The following is a 20539-nucleotide window of genomic DNA, read 5'->3' as shown; positions in this document are numbered from 1 at the left end:
TTAATTTCAGTACAAAAATAGGTAAAAAGAAAGCCGCTGTTGAGATAGATTCCTACATATTGGTAAATCTTCCTCACGATAGAAGTTTTAAGCTGTGTAGCTGCTTAAAACTTCCATATATAAGAGTATTAACAAATCTTAATTAAAGTTACAAACTATGTAATGTAAAATTACAACGCCTTTAGTTAGGCAAAATCCAAATAAAAAAATGAATTATTATTCCATAACAAGCAGCAGTGTAGTCAAAGAAAAAGCCAGCGAGTTGGGCTTTCACAAAGTTGGAATTGCTGCCGCAGATGGGGTAGATGCCACAGAAGCGCAGAGGTTGCAAGCATGGATTGAACTGGGTTATCACGCCGATATGGGATGGATGGCTAACCCGAAACGTCAGGATATCCGTTTAGTGATGCCAGAAGTGCGATCGCTAATATGTGTGGCGCTAAATTATTACACACCACATCAACGTCCCAAGGGCGAGGAATACGCCAAAATTTCCCGTTATGGCTGGGGAAGGGATTATCACAAGGTGATGCATAAAAAACTCAAACAGCTAGCTACATGGTTAGAATCACTTGATACAGGTGTGATAGCTCGTTATTATGCAGACACTGGCCCAGTGCAAGATAAAATATTGGCTCAACTGGCTGGAATTGGTTGGATTGCCAAGAATGGTAATGTGATTACAAGGGAATATGGCTCTTGGGTATTTTTGGGAGAAGTGTTGACCAATTTAGAATTAGAGAGCGATCGCCCGCATACAGAACACTGCGGTAGCTGTACTCGTTGTCTTCAGGCTTGTCCCACAGGTGCAATTACTCAGCCTTTTGTCGTGGATGCTAATCGCTGCATTGCTTATCATACCATTGAAAATCGGGCAGAGGAATTGCCAAAAACAGTCACACCTCATTTGCAAGGCTGGGTTGCTGGTTGCGATATTTGCCAAGATGTTTGTCCTTGGAATCAACGTTTTGCCAACACAACTGATATTGCAGAGTTTCAGCCTTATCCTGGGAATATTGCTCCCCACCTGCTAGAATTAGCCCAAATCTCAGATCAGGAGTGGGATAAACGATTTCCAGCATCTGCCCTGCGGCGGATTAAGCCAGAAATGTTACGACGCAACGCCCTAGCTAATCTTGACGCATCCAGGCAAAGAATGACCCCGAAAGTAATTATTTTTGATTTTGATGGCACAATTGCTGATACAGTAGATGCCCTTGTAAGCATTGCTAATCGTCTAGCTGTAGACTTTGGTTATAGACAAATAAGCCCAGAGCAATTAGACCTCCTCAAGAACTTAACATCTAGGGAGATCATTAAGTATTCAGGAGTTTCTCTATTTAAGATCCCTTTTCTAGTGAAAAAAGTTAAAGGAGAATTAAAAAACAAAATCCCAGAATTAAAGCCAATTCCGGGAATTAAAGAAGCATTAATAGAACTCCAAAATAATGGATATAAACTGGGTATTATTACTTCTAATTCTAAAGAAAATGTTACACAATTTTTGACAATTAATGATTTAAATCACCTGTTTGATTTCATATATTCAGGAATTACAATTTTTGGTAAAACAACGATAATTAATAATGTATTGAGGCAAAAGCAACTCCAACCTCAAGAAGTGATTTATGTCGGAGATGAAACCAGAGATATAGAAGCATCAAAGAAAGCAAATATCCAAGTGATTGCAGTGACTTGGGGCTTTAACTCACCGGAAGTACTCGCCAAGCAAAATCCAGATTATTTAATTCAGCTACCTAGTGAACTACTAGAAGTGATGAATAGTCGTTAATTATTGAAAATCTTAACTTAACTATTGATAAATGGCTAAAAAAGTCGAGTGGACAATGTCTACCAATGACGAAAACCTCAATTTTAATATTTGTGACATTGCCCATCCTACAAAATAGCAAGATATCAGGAAAACTTAATTTTTCCGTTCACCCTTTTCTAAAGCTTGTTTTACTAAATCATCACTGACATTACTTACACCCTCAGTTTTAGAATTCCCAACTTCTTTTGCTGACTCTCGAAAATCAGCAGGATTGCCAGTTGACTGCGCTTCAGTTTTTGTCTCTTGTGGCTTAGAGGTTTTATATTTAGGTGCTGTGGCTGCTTCGGCTGCTGCTCCACCTTTACCTGTGCGATCAACTTCACTTACGCTGAATTGTTGAGCAGCTGCATAATCCGCATCAAAATCTACCGTTGGTGCTTTTTCTTCGCCACTAGCTATGCTTTCAGCAGCTAATTGTGAATCATGGGTGGGAGATTCATTTAAATTGGGCTTTACTTCATCAGGCATAATTAAAACCTTAAGCTAAATGTTTAATTGCTTACTTGAGCAATCATAGCAAAGCAATTCGCTACTTTCTTGCTTCCTTGAGAGAGATTTTTACCTCTATTAAAAGATAGATTAAAGTAACAATTTCAAATTAATTTAACTATTTCTATTGGTACTAGAATCTGCTTCTCAAACTCTGGTAACACTTAGTGTGGCCTGTTAAATTATGTTGGAGACAAATAATAATGACTGCAAGTTACGACAAGACTATTTCTCAAGCTCAGAGCAATGAAACTCAAAACTTGGTGGACGCGTTTAACGCCTTAGATACCGATGCCAAATTAGCTTGGTTCTATTTTGTTTATGAAAAAATGGGTGATTCCATCACGCCAGCTGCTCCTGCTGCGGCCGAACCTGAGTTAGCACCACTTCTGCTAGGAGATTATTTTGAATTATCCGATGAGCAGCAACTAGATATTATGCGGGATATTGTTAACCGCAAAGACACAGAATATTCTCGTGCATACGGGGCGATAAAAGAAAACAATCAGCTGTTAGTTTGGTATGCTTGGGCGGTAGCTATGGGGGATAAGGTGGTTGACTTACCAGCTAGCTACCAATCAAGTAAGGCAATAAATGATCTGGTTTCCCAAATTGAAGGACTAGATTTTGAGGAGCAAATGTCGGTGTTTCGGACAATAGCTGGTGAATTGGGTTACACCGATGTCAAGCCAATCGCAACGCAAGCAGAAACTGGCAAAACGTCAAGTTTGTAATCAGCTTTGGCGAATATAATTCGCGGCTACACAAGCAAAGTCCGCCTGGTATTGTGAAGACAAACACAATATCATAAATTGGAAACCCGCGTAGGCGGGTTTTGTCTATTATGTACGTACACCTCTTATGTAGTTGCTCTGCACAACTTTGATGTCACCCAGTTTATGCCAGTTATTTTTCCTGTTAGAGATGGGGAAATATATCAAACAAAATGTGAATATTATTTGTCAAATCTGATATCAATAACAGTTGCATTAAAGTTGTAGTTAAAGCCTTCTAATTCAAATGGCATACCAATTTTAACTTTACTGCTACCTAGAACTAGTCCGCTTTCGGTCTCTTTGGCTTTGCCTTCTAAGGTCAAAAGCATATCTGTGCTAAAATTATTGGTCTTTGGATCTGGCAATTCTTTAACAGTGCCATCAGGTTGGAAAACATTGACTGTTCTAGGTAGCTGCTGAACAGATTTAATCTCAATTTGCCCGTATGGTTGATTGCGGATAATCACATTAGTTTTTCCGCCTGTTTTTAAGCCGTTATTAAATAATTGCTCAGGATCGCGTACATTCAAACCACGAACTACTAAGTCTACTTCTATCGGTACTATTTTCTCACCAATTTGGGCAAGACCCAAGCTAGACAAGAAGGTAGACAATATGACAAATATAACTAGCAGAGTTACCAGCGCAGCACCTAAATCTAGGAGGTTGATTTTGCCGAACAAACGACCTTTTGAATCTAAAATAGCCATAAAAACTTTTCCGAGGTAATAGCGAAGTAATTGATTGTAGCAAGAAGGTTTTTGATGGGAACGGCAATTTTCCCTATTTGCTAATAACTCAAAGCATCCGGGGATTGCAGTTATGCGACAGTTTATCACGAGTTCGCAAGTTCCGAGGAGCGGCAGCTAAACCTTAAACTTGTACCTATTAAGACTGACGTATCTAGAAAGTAGAATCTAGTGTTGAAACCTATCTCTAGAGGGAATCCCTAGCGCCGTACAGTTCAGTAGATTTGCGTAAGGATTATCTGTATCACAAATCCTTTGGTCTTGAGTTAAGAATGCAACTTAGAATACTCTAAATCCGTCTCATAATTTGTCTCATTATTTTATGTTCTCCAGAAATAATCTTCAAAGCGTATTATGTTCAATTGGAAAGGTTTTGTTACAAATTACCGTGTATGGCGGCGCCGCTGGTTTTATCCCCTAATTTCGGTGGTAGTCGCCCTGAGTCTGTGCCTAAGTACACCCTTGCCTGGAAGAACTTTAGACTTCTTGCCTCTGATATTGCAGGGAGTCCAGGTACTTCAGCTTTCTAATATATCCGATCGCCAGGAAACTGATATTGGTAAGCAGATTAATCAGCAAATACTGAGCGGTCAAGTCCGACTTTACCGAAATTCTAATGTTAATGCCTATGTCGAACAAATTGGTCGGCGTTTAGCGGCCAATAGCGATCGCCCTAATCTTCCCTATACCTTCCAAGTGGTTGAAGATGATGCTATTAATGCCTTTGCTACTTTAGGAGGTTATGTATATGTCCACACAGGTTTGCTGAAAGCTGCCGATAATGAAGCGGAACTCGCAAGTGTCATCGCCCATGAAATTGGTCATATTGGCGGTAAACACCTGGTTAAACAGATGCGGCAAAAAGCGATCGCTAGTGGTTTAGCAACAGCAAGTGGTTTAGATCGCAATGCAGCTGTGGGTATTGGTGTAGAACTTGCTTTGAATCGTCCCCGCAGTCGTAGTGATGAATTTGATGCTGACCAAAGAGGGTTAAGAACTTTGACACGCGCTGGTTATGCCCAGTCTGGGATGGTTTCTTTTATGCAAAAGCTGCTGCAAAAGGGTGGTTCTGTGCCAACATTTTTGAGTACACACCCCGGAACGAGCGATCGCATTAATGGCCTCAGACGTGCTATTAACTCCCAACCTAGTAATGGAAAATATGGCTTGGATAACGCTAGTTATAAAGCTAATATTCGACCATTAACGTAGTCTTTAGGGTCTTGGGCATTGGTTATTCCCCTCATCTCCCCACTACCCTCAATTCTTATTGCGGCGATCAACTTTAATTTTGGCTGGATCAACCTTAATTACAACCTCTTCTAAAGGCAGGACACGGATATAGTTTTTAAATATGTTCACTTGATAAACCAAGTCATTTGTGACATCCAGTCCAGTCAACCAGCCACTCCGGGGATGATAAGCGCCAGTATCTATGTCTAGCCATCCCTTTCCTTGTGCCAGTTTACCAGGAGAAACACCCGGCAGAGTAAAGGTAATGGTGTGACCAATAATAATTTGCTTATCTGGAAAGTAGGGTTTTTCAATGCTGTGAAATTCCTCTCGTATCCAGCACAGTTCATCGGCTGTTTGTTCTGTCACTGACTTGGAAGGATCAACGCCAGCATGAGTTAACCAAACATCCCCCAAGTCAATGTATGTAGGCAAAGTTTTTAACCAATCCAGATGGTCATCAGGAATTGGAGCCTCTTGGTAACTGGCCACGGTAGCTTGTCCTCCACCATACAGCCATGCTTGCATTGTCGAGGAGGAAGTCTTTTCATTGGTCAGAATGTTTAATAACATCTGCTCATGATTTCCCAATAAACATGAGTAGTTACTTCGCTTGACAAAATTAACTACTTGTGCACTATGGGGACCGCGATCAATTAAGTCTCCCAGAAAATAGACTTGATCTTCTGATGTGGGGGCGATCGCCTCCAACAATGTCATTAAACCTTCATAGTGTCCATGCACATCCCCAATTACAATTCGTCTGGGGCTAATTTCGCTCATTGTCTCTTAGCTACAATAGTTTTGGCTAATACTTCTGCTACAGTTTACGCTGTTTGCTTTCCGCAATTAAAGGTAAAAATACTGGATAATGTTTATTTTAATTTAATTGTTGTATGAGTAATAAACTTAACTTATCAAATATACACAACGGCAATTGTTTTTCAGATATGACTTATAATCAATGATGGTGCGAGACTAAATGCTTTTTCTGCTAATTTGAAATATTGGCAAATCTCATCTACTTAGGTGAGAATTTAGACTCTTGCCGTATTGGCCACTTTTAATCTCACAATGTCTAAAGATTTTTCTCCTGAAATTAGTTCGCGCATCTGCAAGCATATGAATGATGATCATGCTGATGCTGTAGTTATTTATGCTAAAGCTTTTGGTGGTGTGACAGATGCAATCGCAGCCGAAATGCTTTCAATTGATGCACAGGGTATGGATTTAACAGCGCAAGTGAATGGGGAACCTGTACCAGTTCGCATTCAATTTGATCATGTTTTAGCAGATGCAGAAGATGCCCATCAAACTCTGATTGCGATGGTGAAGCAAGCGCGGGTGAAGACTAAGTAGGAAATAACAAAGTAACTTACAGCGATTTTTAATTGAATAGACCATGCGCGTAGGGGCACAATATATTATTGTGCCCCTACATTAATTTGTATGACACGCATTTGAAAATTACCTTAATCTCTATGGATAAAATTCGGTTTGTGGATTTATTTTCAGGAATAGGGGGAATTAAGATTCAATACTTGTCGGGTTTTGGGGAAAAGGGTAAGGGGAAAGGGGAAAGAAAAAACCTTTAACCTTTTCCCCTTACCCAATTCCGAGTTCAAAATGCCAAACCCAAGCAGTATTGGAATTAGATTAGCCTTTGAACAGGCGGCTCATTCTTTAAATATAGAAAGTGAATGCGTTTTAAGCAGTGAAATTAATACAGATGCTCAATTAGTTTATGAAAAAACTTTGCTCAAACAGCTTCAGGTGATATTTGATTAATTGATAAACTACCATCTTAATATTACTATTTAGTATGATTTTATCATTCATATAATTGGCTAAGAGTCACAAGCAATTCAAAATTTATTCAATAAACAGAATAATATTTTTGGCAATTAATATCCGTTTTCTGTCTGCAATAACCAAAAGCCGCTATAAGTCATCCCAGAATCATCTGGCTGCACTAACAAAAAATGCAATCCTCGACTTTGCTGTTTCCGTTGTTCAAATGCTTGGGCTGCTGTTGTAACTTCTGGATCTTCAAATGTGGCAACAATCCATCTATCCACCAAGCCAGCTTCTAAGATTAAGCCGTCTGGTGCGCCAGAAATATAGTTTAATGCCACAGGACGGGCTTGCTGCAACCACCGTGCTAGGCGCATTGATTGCCGTCCACCATAAATTACCACACCAGGAACGGGGACTGTTGATGCCAAACCTAAATTGATCGGTTTGAGATGTTCTGGGATGTGCAAAATGGGAATGGGGCGATCGCTAAATCTCGTTTCTACATCACTAGCAGCTAGACTCGCAAAACGCCATTGTTCTCCCCAGAGGTTTTCTGGTAATGGTACTGGGGGCGGTTTATCCAGCGTTGAGGGATATTGCTTTTCTGCTAACCACTGCTTTAACGCCAAGGTGTGGCGAGTAGGTTCGACATTTATACTTAAATTGCGTCCAGCCGCCTCAATTAAGCTTAGAGACTGAGGACGAAACACCTGGATCACATCTGGCAATTTTTCTCCAGCAGCGAATTCTAGTTGAGCAGCAACCCAACTAGAATTCGCTGCTGACTGGAGACAGGTGGCTTCATACTCAAAGCTGCGAGTTGCGTCACAAATCAACAAGTCCCATAAAATTTGTCCAGACGCATCTTGTGAGGGACGACGATAAAAATCAACCTGCCAAATTTTCATTATGTGGGGAGTGGGGAGTGAGGATGAGGGAGATGAGACAATACGTTTGGTTAACCCAAGAGAAGCGATAAATCGCCGTCAAGAAGAAGGATTGATTATTGTAGAGACGGCGATTTATCGCGTCTTTGTGATTTAGAATTTTCATCAAAAAACCTTAACCGAACCGTATTAGGAGATGAGGAAGTGAAGGAGAAGAATTAATAACCAATGCCCCATGCCCCATACCCAATTTATAAAGCCTGAATCCATTCTTTGACAGAATATTCAGTCCAGATGCCATTTTTCCAGTAAGGATCGTTTTCAATTAGTTCGCGCACAGTGGCTTCGTCTTCGGCTTCGTAAATCCCAAAAACTTTTGTGACATCCTTGGTGGGGCCGATGGTAATCAGCACACCGGATTCTTTCTGTTTTGCTAATCCGTCTAAATGAGCTTGACGGTGCGGGACACGTTTTTCGAGAACGTCTTCGCAGTAAGTTCCCCAGAGTACATATTTAGGCATAGCTAAGACTATTTTGGATTTTAGATTTTAGATTTTGGATTTTGCAGCCAGTGCGTCGGGGAGTAAGAAATGATTAATTTCTCACTCCTAGCAAATGACAAATGACTAACTTCTTAAGTTGACGCCGAATTTTTCCACCAAGGCTTCGCGGACTTTATTATGTACTGGTTCGACTTCAGCCTCAGTAAGAGTGCGATCGCTAGCCCGATAAATTAAGCGGAATGCTAAACTCCGCTGTCCTTCGGGGACATTTTCACCCCGATATTCATCAAATAATTCCACCGAGTCGAGCAAATCTTTACCCGCTTTGGTAATTACTTTTTGAATTTCGGCAACTGAGATTTTCACGGGTGCGAAAAAGGCGATGTCGCGATCGCTAGCTGGATAGGTAGAATAGGGCTGGAATGTAGGAACGAGAACTTCATCTTGTCCTAGCGAATCTAAAAGTACATCTAGATCCAACTGGAAAACATAAACGGAATCTGGTAAAGCTTTTTCTCGTCGCAGCTGGGGATGGAGTTGTCCAAAAATACCCAGTCTGTTACCCCGAATCCACAGAGAAGCGGTGCGTCCTGGATGTAAGCGATCGTCGCGGCGATCGGGTTGAAATTCTACCTCCAAGGCAAGTTGCCGAAATACACTTTCTAAAATGCCTTTGGCTTCAAACCAGGTGATGGGTTCTTCGCGTCCACTTTTTGACCATTTGCCAAGGGAAATATCCCCTCCCACAATGCCAGCAAGGGCTTCTGTTTCTTGCAAACCATCTTCTTCTCGCCAGAATATTTGCCCGATTTCAAAGCCGTTAAGGGCACCATTACCCTGCTCTAAATTGTATTGGAAGGCATCAATTAACCCAGATAGCAAATCGGTTCGCAGCGCTGAATATTCGACAAATAAAGGATTTGACAGGACTATATTTCTGTCTTCTCCTGGTTTTACTAAAGAATAGTGGATTAATTCTGTCAACCCTTCAGCCCGCAAGAAAGCTCGTAACTTGCGAACTAGTTCTTGATCTAAAGGCAGATAACCAGCTTCCGCTTTTTCTGGTAAGGTGTCGCAGAATTTGTTGTAACCATAGAGACGGGCAATTTCTTCAATTAAATCAATTTCCCGCTCTAAGTCGCGGTAACGATAAGGTGGAACAGAGACAGACCATGTGGGTTGATGGCTGCTATCTTCTCCTGAAGGAGTTAACTTACATCCCAATGCAGTCAGGATGCGCTCAACATCTTGTTCTTGGAGTTCACCTGTGTCCTCTTCTAATTCGATTGGCCCCAATATCTGATTAACTCGGTCTAAACGCAGGGCGATAGAACGACTCCAGGTAGAAGGATCGGGGCGGGTGTCGGCAATTTCCTGCTGGACAAGAATTCCACTCGCTAATTCGCTAATTAAAGATAAGGCGCGGCGATTAGCTATTTCCAACTCAGCGCGGTTAACTCCCCGTTCATATCTGCCAGAAGCCTCACTTCTTAACCCTGCACTCCGGGAAGAACGGCGAATTGCCACGGAATCAAATAATGCTGCTTCTAAAACTATACTTTGAGTTCCTTCATGGACTTCCGTTTCTTCTCCACCCATAACTCCCGCCAGTGCAACGGGTTTGTCGTTAGCGGTAATTAACAAATTTTGGGTTGAGAGGGTGCGAGTTTGTCCATCCAAGGTTTTGAGGGATTCACCATTATTAGCAAAACGAACGCCGATGGTTAAATTTTCGCTACTTGCAACAGATTTTATGCGATCGCAGTCAAAGGCGTGCAGTGGTTGTCCCCATTCCAACAACACGTAGTTAGTAATATCCACCACATTACTGATGGGACGTACACCAGCAGCGCGTAAACGCTGTTGCAACCATTCGGGAGATGGAGCAATTTTCACTTGTTCAATTACCGTACCGATGTATGCAGGACAAGCTTGGGTATCGGCAATTTTTAAAGCTAAGTTTCCGGTAGTTTTGCTAATAGAGACTTCACCAGGTTCAGGAATGCTCAACTTTCCACCAGTCAAAGCTGCTACTTCCCGTGCTACCCCTACCATACTTAGAGCATCAGCGCGGTTGGCAGTTGCGGTGAGGTCTAAAATTACATCATCTAAACCCAACAGCGGTCGCACATCACTACCCAATGGTAAATTTTCCTGGGTAAAAATATGAATTCCGTCTACATCGGTGGGCAAACCGAGTTCCTTTAAAGAACAAATCATGCCCTGAGATGGGACACCACGGAGTTTTGCAGGTTTAATTTTTAAATCAATATTGGGTAAGTAAGTACCCGTAGTTGCCACAGGTACATAGATATCTGCCTTCACATTGGCAGCGCCACAGACAATATTTAAAATCTCATCTGCACCGATATCCACTTGGCAAACACTCAATTTATCGGCGTTGGGATGGGGTTGACGCTCAAGCACTTTCCCGATCACCACGCCATTTGCCCAAGTGCGGCGGTCTTCAATATCTTCTACCTCAAACCCTGCCATTGTCAGGGTTTCGGCTAATTCTTCCGGGCTAAGTTTTATCTCTACTAGTTCGCGCAGCCAATTTAGAGAAATACGCATGGAGTGTGCTTGTTTTAGGAATCGTCTTTTGCTCTTATTTTAGGGTGCAAGAAGCGCTCAATGGCTACTCGTCCTGCAAAGCGTACCCTTTCACTTGAACAATCCTACTACGTTAGACTGGCAGAACAATCTCTCATGCTAATCTTTTCTTTTCGTCTTGACTTGTGTCAGTCAATGTGAGTTAGATATTTGCTACGAGAGATTCAGTAGCTAATCTATACAAATGGAACCCACGATTGAACAGTTAAAAGCTTTCTACGATTTATGTGTGCGAGTAAGTAACCTACTACAAACAATTGAGCTAATCAGGTACGACAAGCGATCGCAAAGAATAGTAGTGCTAATAGGCCAAACAATTCAAGTAGAAATTTTGAGTAACGGAGAGGAAATCATCCAATGAGTAATTTAGATTATCAGCAATTAACTGAAGCGGAATTACGGGAATATGTAAAGCACCATCCCCAGGATGAAGAAGCTTTTCAACACTATTTAAGGATTGTTAGAGCCAGACCAAATAGGGTTGTGGTTAGCACAGGCGAACAGTTAGAGGCTGAGTTAAGGAAAAGACTGGCATTATAAGCAAAACCCTTTATCCTCTAATTTGAGTGTAGGGTTAAGTAGCGTAGACCTAGCATTGAAACAATGTTATGGGAATATGCTGTCAACTTTATAATTGCGTCTGAGAGCTAAAGACCAGACTGAAGTATCAACAATGACTTTCATCCACTTTGGCGCTGTTGCTTGTAGTCATAATCATCTTCGTATTCAATCGTACCAAATAGCTCCAGTATTTTCAGCTGCTTTCGACGCTGTATATACTCTCTTAATGCCTCTTCTACAAAAGCATCCTTAGTTGATGACCACCAAGTTCGAGTAGCTCTCCTTAATTAAGTTTTCGTCAATTTCTAGATTAGTAGTCATGTGTAGATTATTGCACAAAGTAATGTGCAGAAAAAACTCATTGGAGTAGTTAATTTAAGTCAAATGCATAAAGACTATTTTGAGTAATTCGGCGCGGGTAAACGGTTTAGTCAGATAGCCAGATGCCCCTACTAATTTCGCTTTTACTTTGTCTACAATCCCTTTACTTCCAGTGACAAAAATGATAGGAGTCTTCTGAAATATTGAATTATTTCGTATAATCCGGCACAACTCATAACCATCGATTCCTAGCATATTTAAATCCAGCAAAATTAAATCTGGTTTGTGCCTTATAATTGACAAAACGGCTTTTAGTGGATCGTTGATAGTCACGACAGAAAAATTTTCATTTTCTAAGAAATGGCTAATTTCTTTAAGAATTGTCGGGCTATCATCAACAGAAACGATTTTGTGGACTTTTTGTGCGGTTACAGTAGCAGCCGTTACTCTTTGGGAAGCAGAATTTATGTTATTTGATATTGTTGGTTCCTGAAAGTTCTCTTTTGGAGGAGTAGATATCTGTGGTAATTGCTGAACAAGAGCTATATTCTCTTCAGAAATATTTGGGAAAGAGTTGACATTGGTACTTAGTTTTTCTTTGGTGTCAACTAACTCTGGAATTAATTTTGAGAAAAGCGTAGGCGTAGCCCGTCGTAGATATTGCTTTTCAAAAATCTTTGGTAATTTATCAAATGGTGGATCGGGTTCATGCAGGATAATCGCACCCTGAAGGATGTAAGGGTATAAATTGCGAGCCAGTTGGATTTCATCTTGATTCAAAATTGCAGCCAGATGACACAGGCTAAAACCCTTCATCCAGTTAATTAAATCTGGCTGAAGTTTTGGTAAGTCTTGGTTCTCAAGTTTACTGTTAATCAACAGATATGGACGTTGATATGGAGAAGAAATTTGAGGAACAAAAGCCTGCCAATTCTGTAATCTTATTTGGCAACGGTCTAGAATTTTTTCTACATCTAGCCTGCAAATTTTTGGCATTCTATTAAGTGGTTCTGCTAATTCATAAGTACCTTCTTTGATGAGCAAAAATGATTCAATCACCTCTTTAACTAATTCCTGAATCAGCACTGCTGCTTGTGTAGAATGTAAATGTTGTTGACTAATGAGCCAGGATATAGCCTGATACTCAGGGGGATGGCTTCTGGAACTGCTGTCATCTTCGATTAACTGACTGTGTGAATCAGGTTCAAACATCAACCTTACTTGAATACGAACCTCATTAGTAAGGAGTGGAATTTGGTGGCTGAGACGACGCAAATGGCGTTCTAGTCGATCAAAGGGTTCTACGGAATGAGTAGCGTAAGTTATTTTGCCCTGTTCTAAGTAAATCGTCCAAGTAACTGAGTTACTCAATGCTTGTAAACAAGTACTGTCGGAGCAATTTGATAACTGTCTTAACAAACTTAGAGGACGTAGTTTGGTGAATGTACCTGAGTTATTCATATTTTTCAAGTTTTTTTTGCGGAATCAACAACTGAACATTTGTAGATTGAAAATATGAGCTATGAAGTATTTTCTTATTTGTAATATGTCTTTATGCACAGCTTATTCCTTTTAAAATATGTATATATATTAAAAAATATAAGTTTTGCAACCTATCTGTTACATTTTGTACTTACTACTTAATTTATCTCAAAAAATAAGTAGGTGGGTATGAATAAAAGTAAACACTTGTCATAGCTATGACTAACAGTAGATATTGTTGCTTCTAGGCTTTACTCACTACTAACAACTCTTGAGTGAAGACCTTAATCATTACGTTTATTGATTCCCACTTCCAAAAAGCAGGTAAATCTTATTCCAAGTTCGCGCAGTTACGCTGGTATACTTCTAAAGTTGATGATCTTAATTATGGTTAATTATTTTTCGATAAAGAAACGATTCTTCTACATAAAATCTTTAAGAAGTTACCTAGGAAAGTTTACGTATTTATTGTACTGTAGGTTTAATGGATATAAATTTTTGGTAGATACATTACAACAGGTAATGCTGGGTTTTGATAAACTCTTTTTTGCTAAACTAAGCTGTGTTCAAGTTCATCTTAAATATATAGAGAACTTCATGAAAATAATTTGTTTAATAAAGATTAGAGCATCTACCACTAGATACTATATTCTGTAGTCGCCGAGGCGACTGAGAATTATATACTTTGAACAAAGGAAAATAAAACGTTGAATTTTAACATAACACAAAAAGTTATGCATGATACATTAAGACTTGATGAAGTAGTAGAATTTGCTGAGAACCCAGAACCACGTTGTCCTTGTGTACTTTTACTAGACACATCTGGGTCGATGCAAGGAGATCCGATTGAGGCTTTAAATCAGGGTTTACTGAGTTTGAAGGATGAATTAGTCAAAAATTCCTTAGCCGCAAGACGGGTGGAAGTGGCGATCGTCACCTTTGATAGTAATATCAATGTAGTACAAGAATTTGTGACTGCTGATCAATTCAACCCACCTATTTTGACAGCACAGGGCTTGACTACTATGGGTGCAGGAATTCATAAAGCTTTGGACATAATTCAAGAGCGGAAATCTCAGTATCGTGCCAACGGGATTGCTTACTATCGTCCTTGGGTATTTATGATTACTGATGGGGAACCGCAAGGTGAGTTAGATCATGTGGTAGAGCAAGCGTCCCAGCGGTTACAGGGAGACGAGGCGAATAAACGAGTAGCATTTTTTACAGTAGGTGTAGAAAATGCGAATATGACGCGTTTAAATCAAATAACCGTGCGTACACCCCTGAAGCTCAAAGGATTAAATTTTATTGAGATGTTTGTCTGGCTATCAACTAGTATGTCAGCTGTTTCTCATTCACAGGTGGATGAACAGGTAGCACTACCGCCAATTGGTTGGGGGACTGTTTAATTAAAAATTGCAGCTAGCTGTGTAAACATCAAGCTGCTAGAAAAAATCTATGAACATATCAAAACAGATTGCTCAATGGCGGATTGTGGCTGCTTCTGTATGTGGTACAAGTCACTTAAAAAACAATCAATTATGTCAGGATGCTCATCACTGGCAGATATTGTCAGATAATATTTTAGTGGCGGCCGCAGCAGATGGCGCGGGTTCTGCATTACTGGGGAAAGTGGGAGCAATGATTGCTGTAGAGACAGCAATAGAAAACATTTCCACTAAAGGACTGACCCGAAAAAGTTTGACTGATGATGCATTGGTGCGATCGCTTTTAAATGATGCCATACTAGCGGCAAAAAAAGCTGTGGAGGCTGAAGCGGCTACTTGTGACAAACAGCCTCAAGACTTAGCAACTACCTTAATTATGCTAGTCGCCACACCAGAAGTTGTCGCTGTAGTACAGATAGGTGATGGTTTGGCAGTGGCAAAAGATCGTATGGGTAATCTGCTGGCCCTGACTATGCCTGACAGTGGTGAATACATTAACGAAACCACTTTCTTAACTTCGCCTAGTGCTTTAGATACCGCGCAGATGAGATTGTGGCGCACAGACATAGTGAATGTTGGTATAATTACTGACGGACTACAAATGCTGGCTTTGAATATGGTTGTTGGCGAACCTCACAAACCCTTCTTTTTTCCGCTGTTTGAATTCGTAGCCAATACCGAAGATAAGACAGTAGCCAAGGAACAATTGGTAAAATTTTTACACTCAGAGCGGATTACACAACGCACTGATGATGATTTGACACTCATCATAGCTGCATTCAACGACTCATGAGCGATAAATCTACAGGTTTAACATCTTACAATAACTCCCGTTAGCGGTAATTTCATTATGCAGGTACTACGTTGTTCCCCTAGAAAAGAAATCCTCAGCCTCAATGTCAGTTTGGGGCGTGGCGGTGAAGCTTGTGTTTATGCAGTGCCATCCGATAATAACTTGGTGGCAAAGATATACCACAAGCCAACCAAAGCCCATGCAGAGAAACTCCAGGCGATGCTAGCCAACCCGCCAGAAAACCCTACAGCTAGTTTGGGGCATATCTCTATCGCTTGGCCAGAGGATTTATTACGGGCAGCAGATGGCAAAAATAGCATCCTGGGCTTTTTAATGCCACGCATCGAGGGGATGCGTCCAATCATCGACTTTTACAACCCTAGAACCCGTCGCCAACACTGCCCCCTATTCAACTATCAGTACCTGCTCCGCACGGCTCGTAACCTGGCGGCGGCAATTGCCGCTTTGCACGCTAGTGGATATTGTATTGGTGATGTGAACGAGTCCAATATCCTCGTCAGTGACACCGCACTGGTGACTTTGATAGACACAGACTCTTTCCAAGTAACCGACCCAAGCAATAATGTTGTTTATCGCTGCCCAGTGGGTAAACCAGAGTTTACTCCACCAGAACTACAGAATAAAACTTTTGCCCAGCACGATCGCGAAATCTCTCACGATTTATTTGGGTTAGCGGTGCTAGTATTCCAACTCTTAATGGAAGGCACTCACCCATTTTCGGGGATTTTTCAAGGTGCTATTGAGCCACCACCTTACGAAGCCCGTATTGCATCGGGTCATTTCACTTACAGCCAAAAGCGTTACGTACCCTACCTACCAACACCCATTGCACCGCCTTGGGAAATTCTTCATCCCAGCCTACAAGAACTATTTGTTCGTTGTTTTGAAGAGGGTCACAACAACCCACAACTACGTCCCAGTGCCCAGAATTGGCTCTCAGCAATCGCTGAAGCCGAAGATTCTCTAATTACCTGCACGACAAATCCCCAGCATCGCTACAACAACCACATGCGTAGCTGTCCGTGGTGTGAACGTACCGTGCGATTAGGTGGACGCGACCCCTTCCCGTCACATCGGGCTATCGAAGCTAGAGAACATCTCCAACCGCGAATCAAACCGAGAAAGCATTACACCCAGACACCGCGTTTTCCACAGCGGGCTATGTCGCCCCACTTAACTAATTACTGGCAGCCAGTAATGACTCCCAGCAGTTCATCTTATAAACGTTCCAAGAAGTCAAAACTGTACCCGATTATTTTTTGTTTGATGGGTTTTGGTTTATTGGGATATGCGGACGTAATGATTAAATTTACTCAGCCGTTGGTTTCCCAAAATGCTTACACTCAACAAACATTGAAGTCTCGCCAGACAAATAACAAACTCAGCTTCGCTGATTCCTATCAGCAAGGTTATACAGCTTACAAAGAGCGAGACTATGACAAAGCAATTGCCAGCTTTACCGCAGCAATTGAACAAGAACCTAAACATGCCAGAGCGGTTGTAAATCGTGGCAATGCCCGCTATAACTTGAAAGACTACGAAGGAGCAGTTAAAGATTATAGCCAAGCTCTTAAAATCCAGCCCAATCAAATCAAAGCTTTGGTGAATCGGGGCAATGCCCGCTATATGCTCGCCGAATATAGCAACGATCCCGATCTAGAATATAACCTAGCGATCGCAGACTATAATCGGGCCATCGGTCTGGATAATAATGAAATTGAAGCTTATATCAGACGGGGAATTGTCCGCGCCCAAATGGCTAAATACAGCGGTGAATCCCAACAAGAGTACAAAAGAGCGATCAAAGATTTTACTCAGGCAATAAAACTTAACGTATCCAAAGCAGAAGCTTACTTTCAGCGGGGTGTTGTCTTTTATCAAATTGCTCAATATAGCAGCAATTATGAGCAAGAATACAATCAAGCGATCGCTGACTTTAACCAAGCCTTAACTATCAGCCCCAAACTAGCAAAAGCATATCTTAAACGAGGTATGGTTCGTTATGAACTGGCACAATATGGCGGTAGTGAATCTAACAAAAATCAGACAAAAGCTGTCGAAGATATACAGTCATCTGCCAAAATCTTTCTTGAGCAAGATGATATGGATAATTATCAACAAGCACTCAGTAACATGTGCGTAGTTGTAGAAAACAAATGTGATCCTTTATTCCAAGGCTCAAGTAATAGTGAAAAAACTAACTAGAAATAAGTAAGTTTTATTACTAGTAAATTATAGGTTGTGATTGCAAAAATCAAGCCTGACTAGGGTTAGCATCAGCTAACCCTATTTATTTTACAGGTAACATTTTTATTTAATTGAGCAATTTATTTTTATCTTTATAGATATTCATACAGCTTTTATATAGAAAAGATTTTAATTTATATTCCCTTTATAATTTTGCCGGAAATTACAGTTAGATTATTGACGGAGAAACAGAAATCAGAAATCAATTTTTCTCCACCTAAGTGCATCCTCTTCATGTCGATAAAGTCAACCGATTTTGGATTTTGGATTTTGGATTTTGGATTAAAAGAGTTTTTTGGTACATGCCCCACGATGAAACTGGGCAGAACAAATCTACTCATAGGCTCGTGACGTTCGATGACTAATCCCAAATTGCAAATCAAAAATCTAAAATTGGCATGGTCAAATAATCATATCCCTACAAATCTCCGAGGTAATTGCATGAAAGCGGTGATTTTGGCTGGAGGGCTTGGTACACGCCTCAGTGAAGAAACTAGTATCAGACCCAAGCCGATGGTTGAAATTGGTGGTAAGCCAATTCTCTGGCACATCATGAAAACTTACTCAGCCCACGGCATTAATGACTTCATCATTTGTTGTGGTTACAAAGGTTACATAATTAAAGAGTATTTTGCTAACTACTTTTTACACATGTCAGATGTAACCTTTGATATGCGCTTTAACCAGATGAACGTGCATTCTGGGTATGCTGAACCCTGGCGTGTCACCTTAGTAAATACGGGTGATAATACAATGACAGGGGGACGCTTAAAGCGAATCAGCGAACATCTTGGTAATGAGACTTTTTGCTTTACTTATGGTGATGGTGTAAGTAATATTAATATCACCGAGCTAGTTAAGTTTCACAAAGAACAAAATAGCTTAGGAACACTCACAGCCGTTCAACCAGCTGGACGTTTTGGTGCTATTTCTTTAGGATATGAGCAAACTAAAATCACCAGCTTTCGAGAGAAACCTGAAGGTGATGGAGCCTGGATTAATGGCGGTTATTTTGTGTTAGAACCAGAAGTAATTAACTTAATAGCCGATGACTCTACAGTGTGGGAACAAGAGCCATTAGAAAAGCTAGCTGATATGGAACAGCTATCTGCTTTTAAACACGATGGTTTTTGGCAACCAATGGATACTTTACGTGATAAAAACTATCTCGAAGGGCTGTGGAAAAACAACCAAGCTCCTTGGAAGGTATGGTAAAGGAACTGGGGATTGGGGGCTGGGGACTGGGGATTGGGAAGATTTGAATGAAGATTCACATCCAAACCAAATCTTACTCATATTTTCTTACCCATTACCCAATACCCAGTACCCAATCCCAAATAACTTTATAGATTTACTGTAATTTGAAGTGCGAAATACTAATGTATGATTTTGCGATTATAGGTGGGGGAATAGTTGGACTCTCTACAGCGTTAGCTCTAGGAAAACGCTATCCCAATGCGCGTATTTTAGTACTAGAAAAAGAGAGTCAATGGGCATTTCACCAAACCGGCAATAATAGCGGGGTGATTCATTCTGGTATTTACTACAAGCCAGGTAGTTTCAAAGCTAAATTTTGTCGTGATGGTTCTCGTTCAATGGTAGAATTCTGCCAAGAACATGGAATTGACCATGAAGTTTGTGGTAAGGTAATTGTTGCAACTGAAGAACAAGAACTACCACGCTTAGAAAATCTCTACCAACGCGGCTTAGACAATGGCATAGAAGTCCAGAGAATCAGCCCCGAAGAAGTTAAGGAAATTGAACCTCACGTAAAATGTGTAGGTGGAATTCGGGTATCTTCAACTGGTATTGTTAATTACAAGCAAGTTTGTTTGAAATATGCCCAGCTAATTCAACAGCAGGGTGGAGATTTACACCTGAATACAAAAGTTCTGAAAATCTCCCCAAGTGGTAAAAATCAGGTATTGCAAACAAACAAGGGTAGCTTTGAAACACGGTTTGTAATTAATTGTACTGGATTGCATAGCGATCGCACCGCCAAACTAGGTCAAGTTGAACCCCAAGCCAAAATCGTCCCATTCCGGGGAGAATACTACGAACTCACCCCAGAAAAACGCTATCTGGTCAAGACACTAATTTATCCAGTACCCAATCCAGATTTTCCCTTCCTGGGTGTCCACTTTACCCGGATGATTGATGGTAGCGTCCATGCAGGGCCAAACGCGGTTCTCTCCCTCAAACGCGAAGGTTACAAAAAAACCGACTTTGACCTGCGGGATTTTCTGGAAGTCATCACCTATCCCGGTTTCTGGAAATTGGCAGCCAAACACGCTGATGAAGGCATCCAAGAAATCATTCGTTCATTTAGTAAAGCAGCCTTCACCAGAAGTTTGCAAAAACTAATCCCCGAAGTCCAAGCAGAAGACTTAGTTCCCACCCATGCAGGAGTCCGCGCTCAAGCCTTAATGAACGATGGCAAGCTTGTAGACGACTTTTTGATTGTTTCCGGTCAAAACTCCATTCATGTTTGCAATGCTCCTTCTCCTGCGGCCACATCTTCTCTAGAAATTGGCAAAGCGCTTGTGGCAGAAATTCCGCAACTTTCGCATCTAGATAGTGTAGTCACTGCATAGATATCATAGTTGTTCTTTCCGGGACTGCTGAATTAAGGCATGAATCTTGTATAGTAGGCATCTTTGTCTGCCTGGAAATACAAGGGACGGGTAAGATACCCATTCCACAAGAAAAAAGTGTAATGCATCAATTAAGAACCGCTATAGAGTGCTGCTACCCAATAGGTAAGCCTGCAAAGGTTTTAGTAACT

The 20539-nt window shown here is 40.9% G+C and carries 20 protein-coding genes and 2 pseudogenes; 14 read left to right on the top strand and 8 right to left on the bottom strand.

Features of this window, described 5'->3' with window-relative positions:
• Positions 1–208 precede the first annotated feature (208 nt).
• Positions 209–1182: pseudogene (gene queG / locus ACWATR_RS15475) on the top strand (tRNA epoxyqueuosine(34) reductase QueG).
• Positions 1157–1792, top strand: a complete 636-nt coding sequence (locus ACWATR_RS15470) for an HAD-IA family hydrolase (protein ID WP_460333918.1) — start codon at positions 1157–1159, stop codon at positions 1790–1792. Before queG ends, ACWATR_RS15470 begins: the two are co-directional and overlap by 26 nt.
• Positions 1793–1927: 135 nt before the next feature.
• Here ACWATR_RS15470 and ACWATR_RS15465 read toward each other — a convergent pair whose 3' ends face one another.
• Positions 1928–2302, bottom strand: coding sequence for a hypothetical protein (locus ACWATR_RS15465; protein ID WP_460333915.1), 375 nt, complete (start codon positions 2300–2302; stop codon positions 1928–1930).
• A 224-nt stretch (positions 2303–2526) separates the two neighbouring features.
• Between ACWATR_RS15465 and ACWATR_RS15460 the strand changes: the two genes are divergently transcribed.
• Positions 2527–3057 carry an orange carotenoid protein N-terminal domain-containing protein gene (locus tag ACWATR_RS15460; protein WP_460333912.1) on the top strand — a complete coding sequence of 177 codons (531 nt, stop codon included), beginning with the start codon at positions 2527–2529 and terminating at the stop codon, positions 3055–3057.
• Between the two features lie 221 nt (positions 3058–3278).
• Here ACWATR_RS15460 and ACWATR_RS15455 read toward each other — a convergent pair whose 3' ends face one another.
• Positions 3279–3809, bottom strand: a complete 531-nt coding sequence (locus tag ACWATR_RS15455) for a DUF4330 domain-containing protein (protein WP_460333909.1) — start codon at positions 3807–3809, stop codon at positions 3279–3281.
• A 393-nt stretch (positions 3810–4202) separates the two neighbouring features.
• Here ACWATR_RS15455 and ACWATR_RS15450 point away from each other — a divergent pair, with 393 nt between their 5' ends.
• Positions 4203–5060, top strand: coding sequence for a M48 family metallopeptidase (locus tag ACWATR_RS15450; protein ID WP_460333906.1), 858 nt, complete (start codon positions 4203–4205; stop codon positions 5058–5060).
• 48 nt (positions 5061–5108) lie between these two features.
• Here the strand turns inward: ACWATR_RS15450 and ACWATR_RS15445 are convergent, their stop codons facing one another.
• Positions 5109–5864 (bottom strand): metallophosphoesterase family protein, encoded by a 756-nt coding sequence (locus ACWATR_RS15445; protein ID WP_460333903.1) that lies wholly within the window; start codon positions 5862–5864, stop codon positions 5109–5111.
• Positions 5865–6155: 291 nt separating this feature from the next.
• Between ACWATR_RS15445 and ACWATR_RS15440 the strand changes: the two genes are divergently transcribed.
• On the top strand, positions 6156–6440 hold the full coding sequence (locus ACWATR_RS15440) for a DUF2470 domain-containing protein (RefSeq protein WP_460333900.1): 285 nt from the start codon (positions 6156–6158) through the stop codon (positions 6438–6440).
• A gap of 267 nt (positions 6441–6707) precedes the next feature.
• Entirely contained in the window at positions 6708–6869 is a 162-nt protein-coding gene (locus tag ACWATR_RS15435; protein WP_460333897.1) for a hypothetical protein, read from the top strand.
• Positions 6870–6985: 116 nt separating this feature from the next.
• Here the strand turns inward: ACWATR_RS15435 and ACWATR_RS15430 are convergent, their stop codons facing one another.
• Complete coding sequence (locus ACWATR_RS15430; protein ID WP_460333894.1) at positions 6986–7786, bottom strand: Tab2 family RNA-binding protein; 801 nt, start codon at positions 7784–7786, stop codon at positions 6986–6988.
• Between the two features lies 1 nt (position 7787).
• Here ACWATR_RS15430 and ACWATR_RS15425 point away from each other — a divergent pair, with 1 nt between their 5' ends.
• Entirely contained in the window at positions 7788–7922 is a 135-nt protein-coding gene (locus tag ACWATR_RS15425) for a hypothetical protein (RefSeq protein ID WP_460333891.1), read from the top strand.
• Positions 7923–8016: 94 nt separating this feature from the next.
• Here the strand turns inward: ACWATR_RS15425 and ACWATR_RS15420 are convergent, their stop codons facing one another.
• Positions 8017–8286, bottom strand: coding sequence for a YciI family protein (locus tag ACWATR_RS15420; protein ID WP_460333888.1), 270 nt, complete (start codon positions 8284–8286; stop codon positions 8017–8019).
• Positions 8287–8391: 105 nt separating this feature from the next.
• Positions 8392–10842, bottom strand: coding sequence for a phenylalanine--tRNA ligase subunit beta (pheT, locus tag ACWATR_RS15415; protein ID WP_460333886.1), 2451 nt, complete (start codon positions 10840–10842; stop codon positions 8392–8394).
• A 223-nt stretch (positions 10843–11065) separates the two neighbouring features.
• Here pheT and ACWATR_RS15410 point away from each other — a divergent pair, with 223 nt between their 5' ends.
• Both ACWATR_RS15410 and ACWATR_RS15405 read left to right on the top strand, forming a co-directional pair.
• Positions 11066–11242: a DUF6888 family protein gene (locus tag ACWATR_RS15410; RefSeq protein ID WP_460333883.1), complete on the top strand. Its 177-nt coding sequence runs from the start codon at positions 11066–11068 to the stop codon at positions 11240–11242.
• Complete coding sequence (locus tag ACWATR_RS15405) at positions 11239–11421, top strand: DUF6887 family protein (protein ID WP_069071191.1); 183 nt, start codon at positions 11239–11241, stop codon at positions 11419–11421. The genes ACWATR_RS15410 and ACWATR_RS15405 overlap by 4 nt, the downstream gene beginning before the upstream one ends.
• Before the next feature lie 140 nt (positions 11422–11561).
• On the opposite strand, the pseudogene ACWATR_RS15400 reads toward ACWATR_RS15405, so the two are convergent.
• Positions 11562–11666: pseudogene (locus ACWATR_RS15400) on the bottom strand (type II toxin-antitoxin system VapB family antitoxin); the annotation flags it as partial.
• Between the two features lie 151 nt (positions 11667–11817).
• Entirely contained in the window at positions 11818–13224 is a 1407-nt protein-coding gene (locus ACWATR_RS15395; protein WP_460333879.1) for a response regulator, read from the bottom strand.
• Between the two features lie 755 nt (positions 13225–13979).
• Between ACWATR_RS15395 and ACWATR_RS15390 the strand changes: the two genes are divergently transcribed.
• The 5 genes from ACWATR_RS15390 (at position 13980) to lhgO (ending at position 20348) form a co-directional block, all read left to right on the top strand.
• The gene (locus ACWATR_RS15390; RefSeq protein WP_460333876.1) at positions 13980–14654 is read left to right on the top strand and encodes a vWA domain-containing protein; all 675 of its coding nucleotides are present in this window, start codon (positions 13980–13982) and stop codon (positions 14652–14654) included.
• Positions 14655–14703: 49 nt separating this feature from the next.
• Positions 14704–15486 (top strand): PP2C family serine/threonine-protein phosphatase, encoded by a 783-nt coding sequence (locus ACWATR_RS15385; RefSeq protein WP_460333873.1) that lies wholly within the window; start codon positions 14704–14706, stop codon positions 15484–15486.
• Between the two features lie 57 nt (positions 15487–15543).
• On the top strand, positions 15544–17712 hold the full coding sequence (locus tag ACWATR_RS15380; RefSeq protein WP_460333870.1) for a tetratricopeptide repeat protein: 2169 nt from the start codon (positions 15544–15546) through the stop codon (positions 17710–17712).
• A gap of 483 nt (positions 17713–18195) precedes the next feature.
• Complete coding sequence (rfbF, locus tag ACWATR_RS15375) at positions 18196–18969, top strand: glucose-1-phosphate cytidylyltransferase (RefSeq protein ID WP_069071195.1); 774 nt, start codon at positions 18196–18198, stop codon at positions 18967–18969.
• A 164-nt stretch (positions 18970–19133) separates the two neighbouring features.
• Positions 19134–20348 carry an L-2-hydroxyglutarate oxidase gene (gene lhgO / locus ACWATR_RS15370; protein ID WP_420761967.1) on the top strand — a complete coding sequence of 405 codons (1215 nt, stop codon included), beginning with the start codon at positions 19134–19136 and terminating at the stop codon, positions 20346–20348.
• The last annotated feature ends 191 nt before the right edge of the window (positions 20349–20539 follow it).

The organism is Nostoc sp. UIC 10890 (assembly GCF_054786515.1).
The sequence above is the reverse complement of the archived record's forward strand: the minus strand, read 5'-3'. Positions and strand labels throughout refer to the sequence as shown.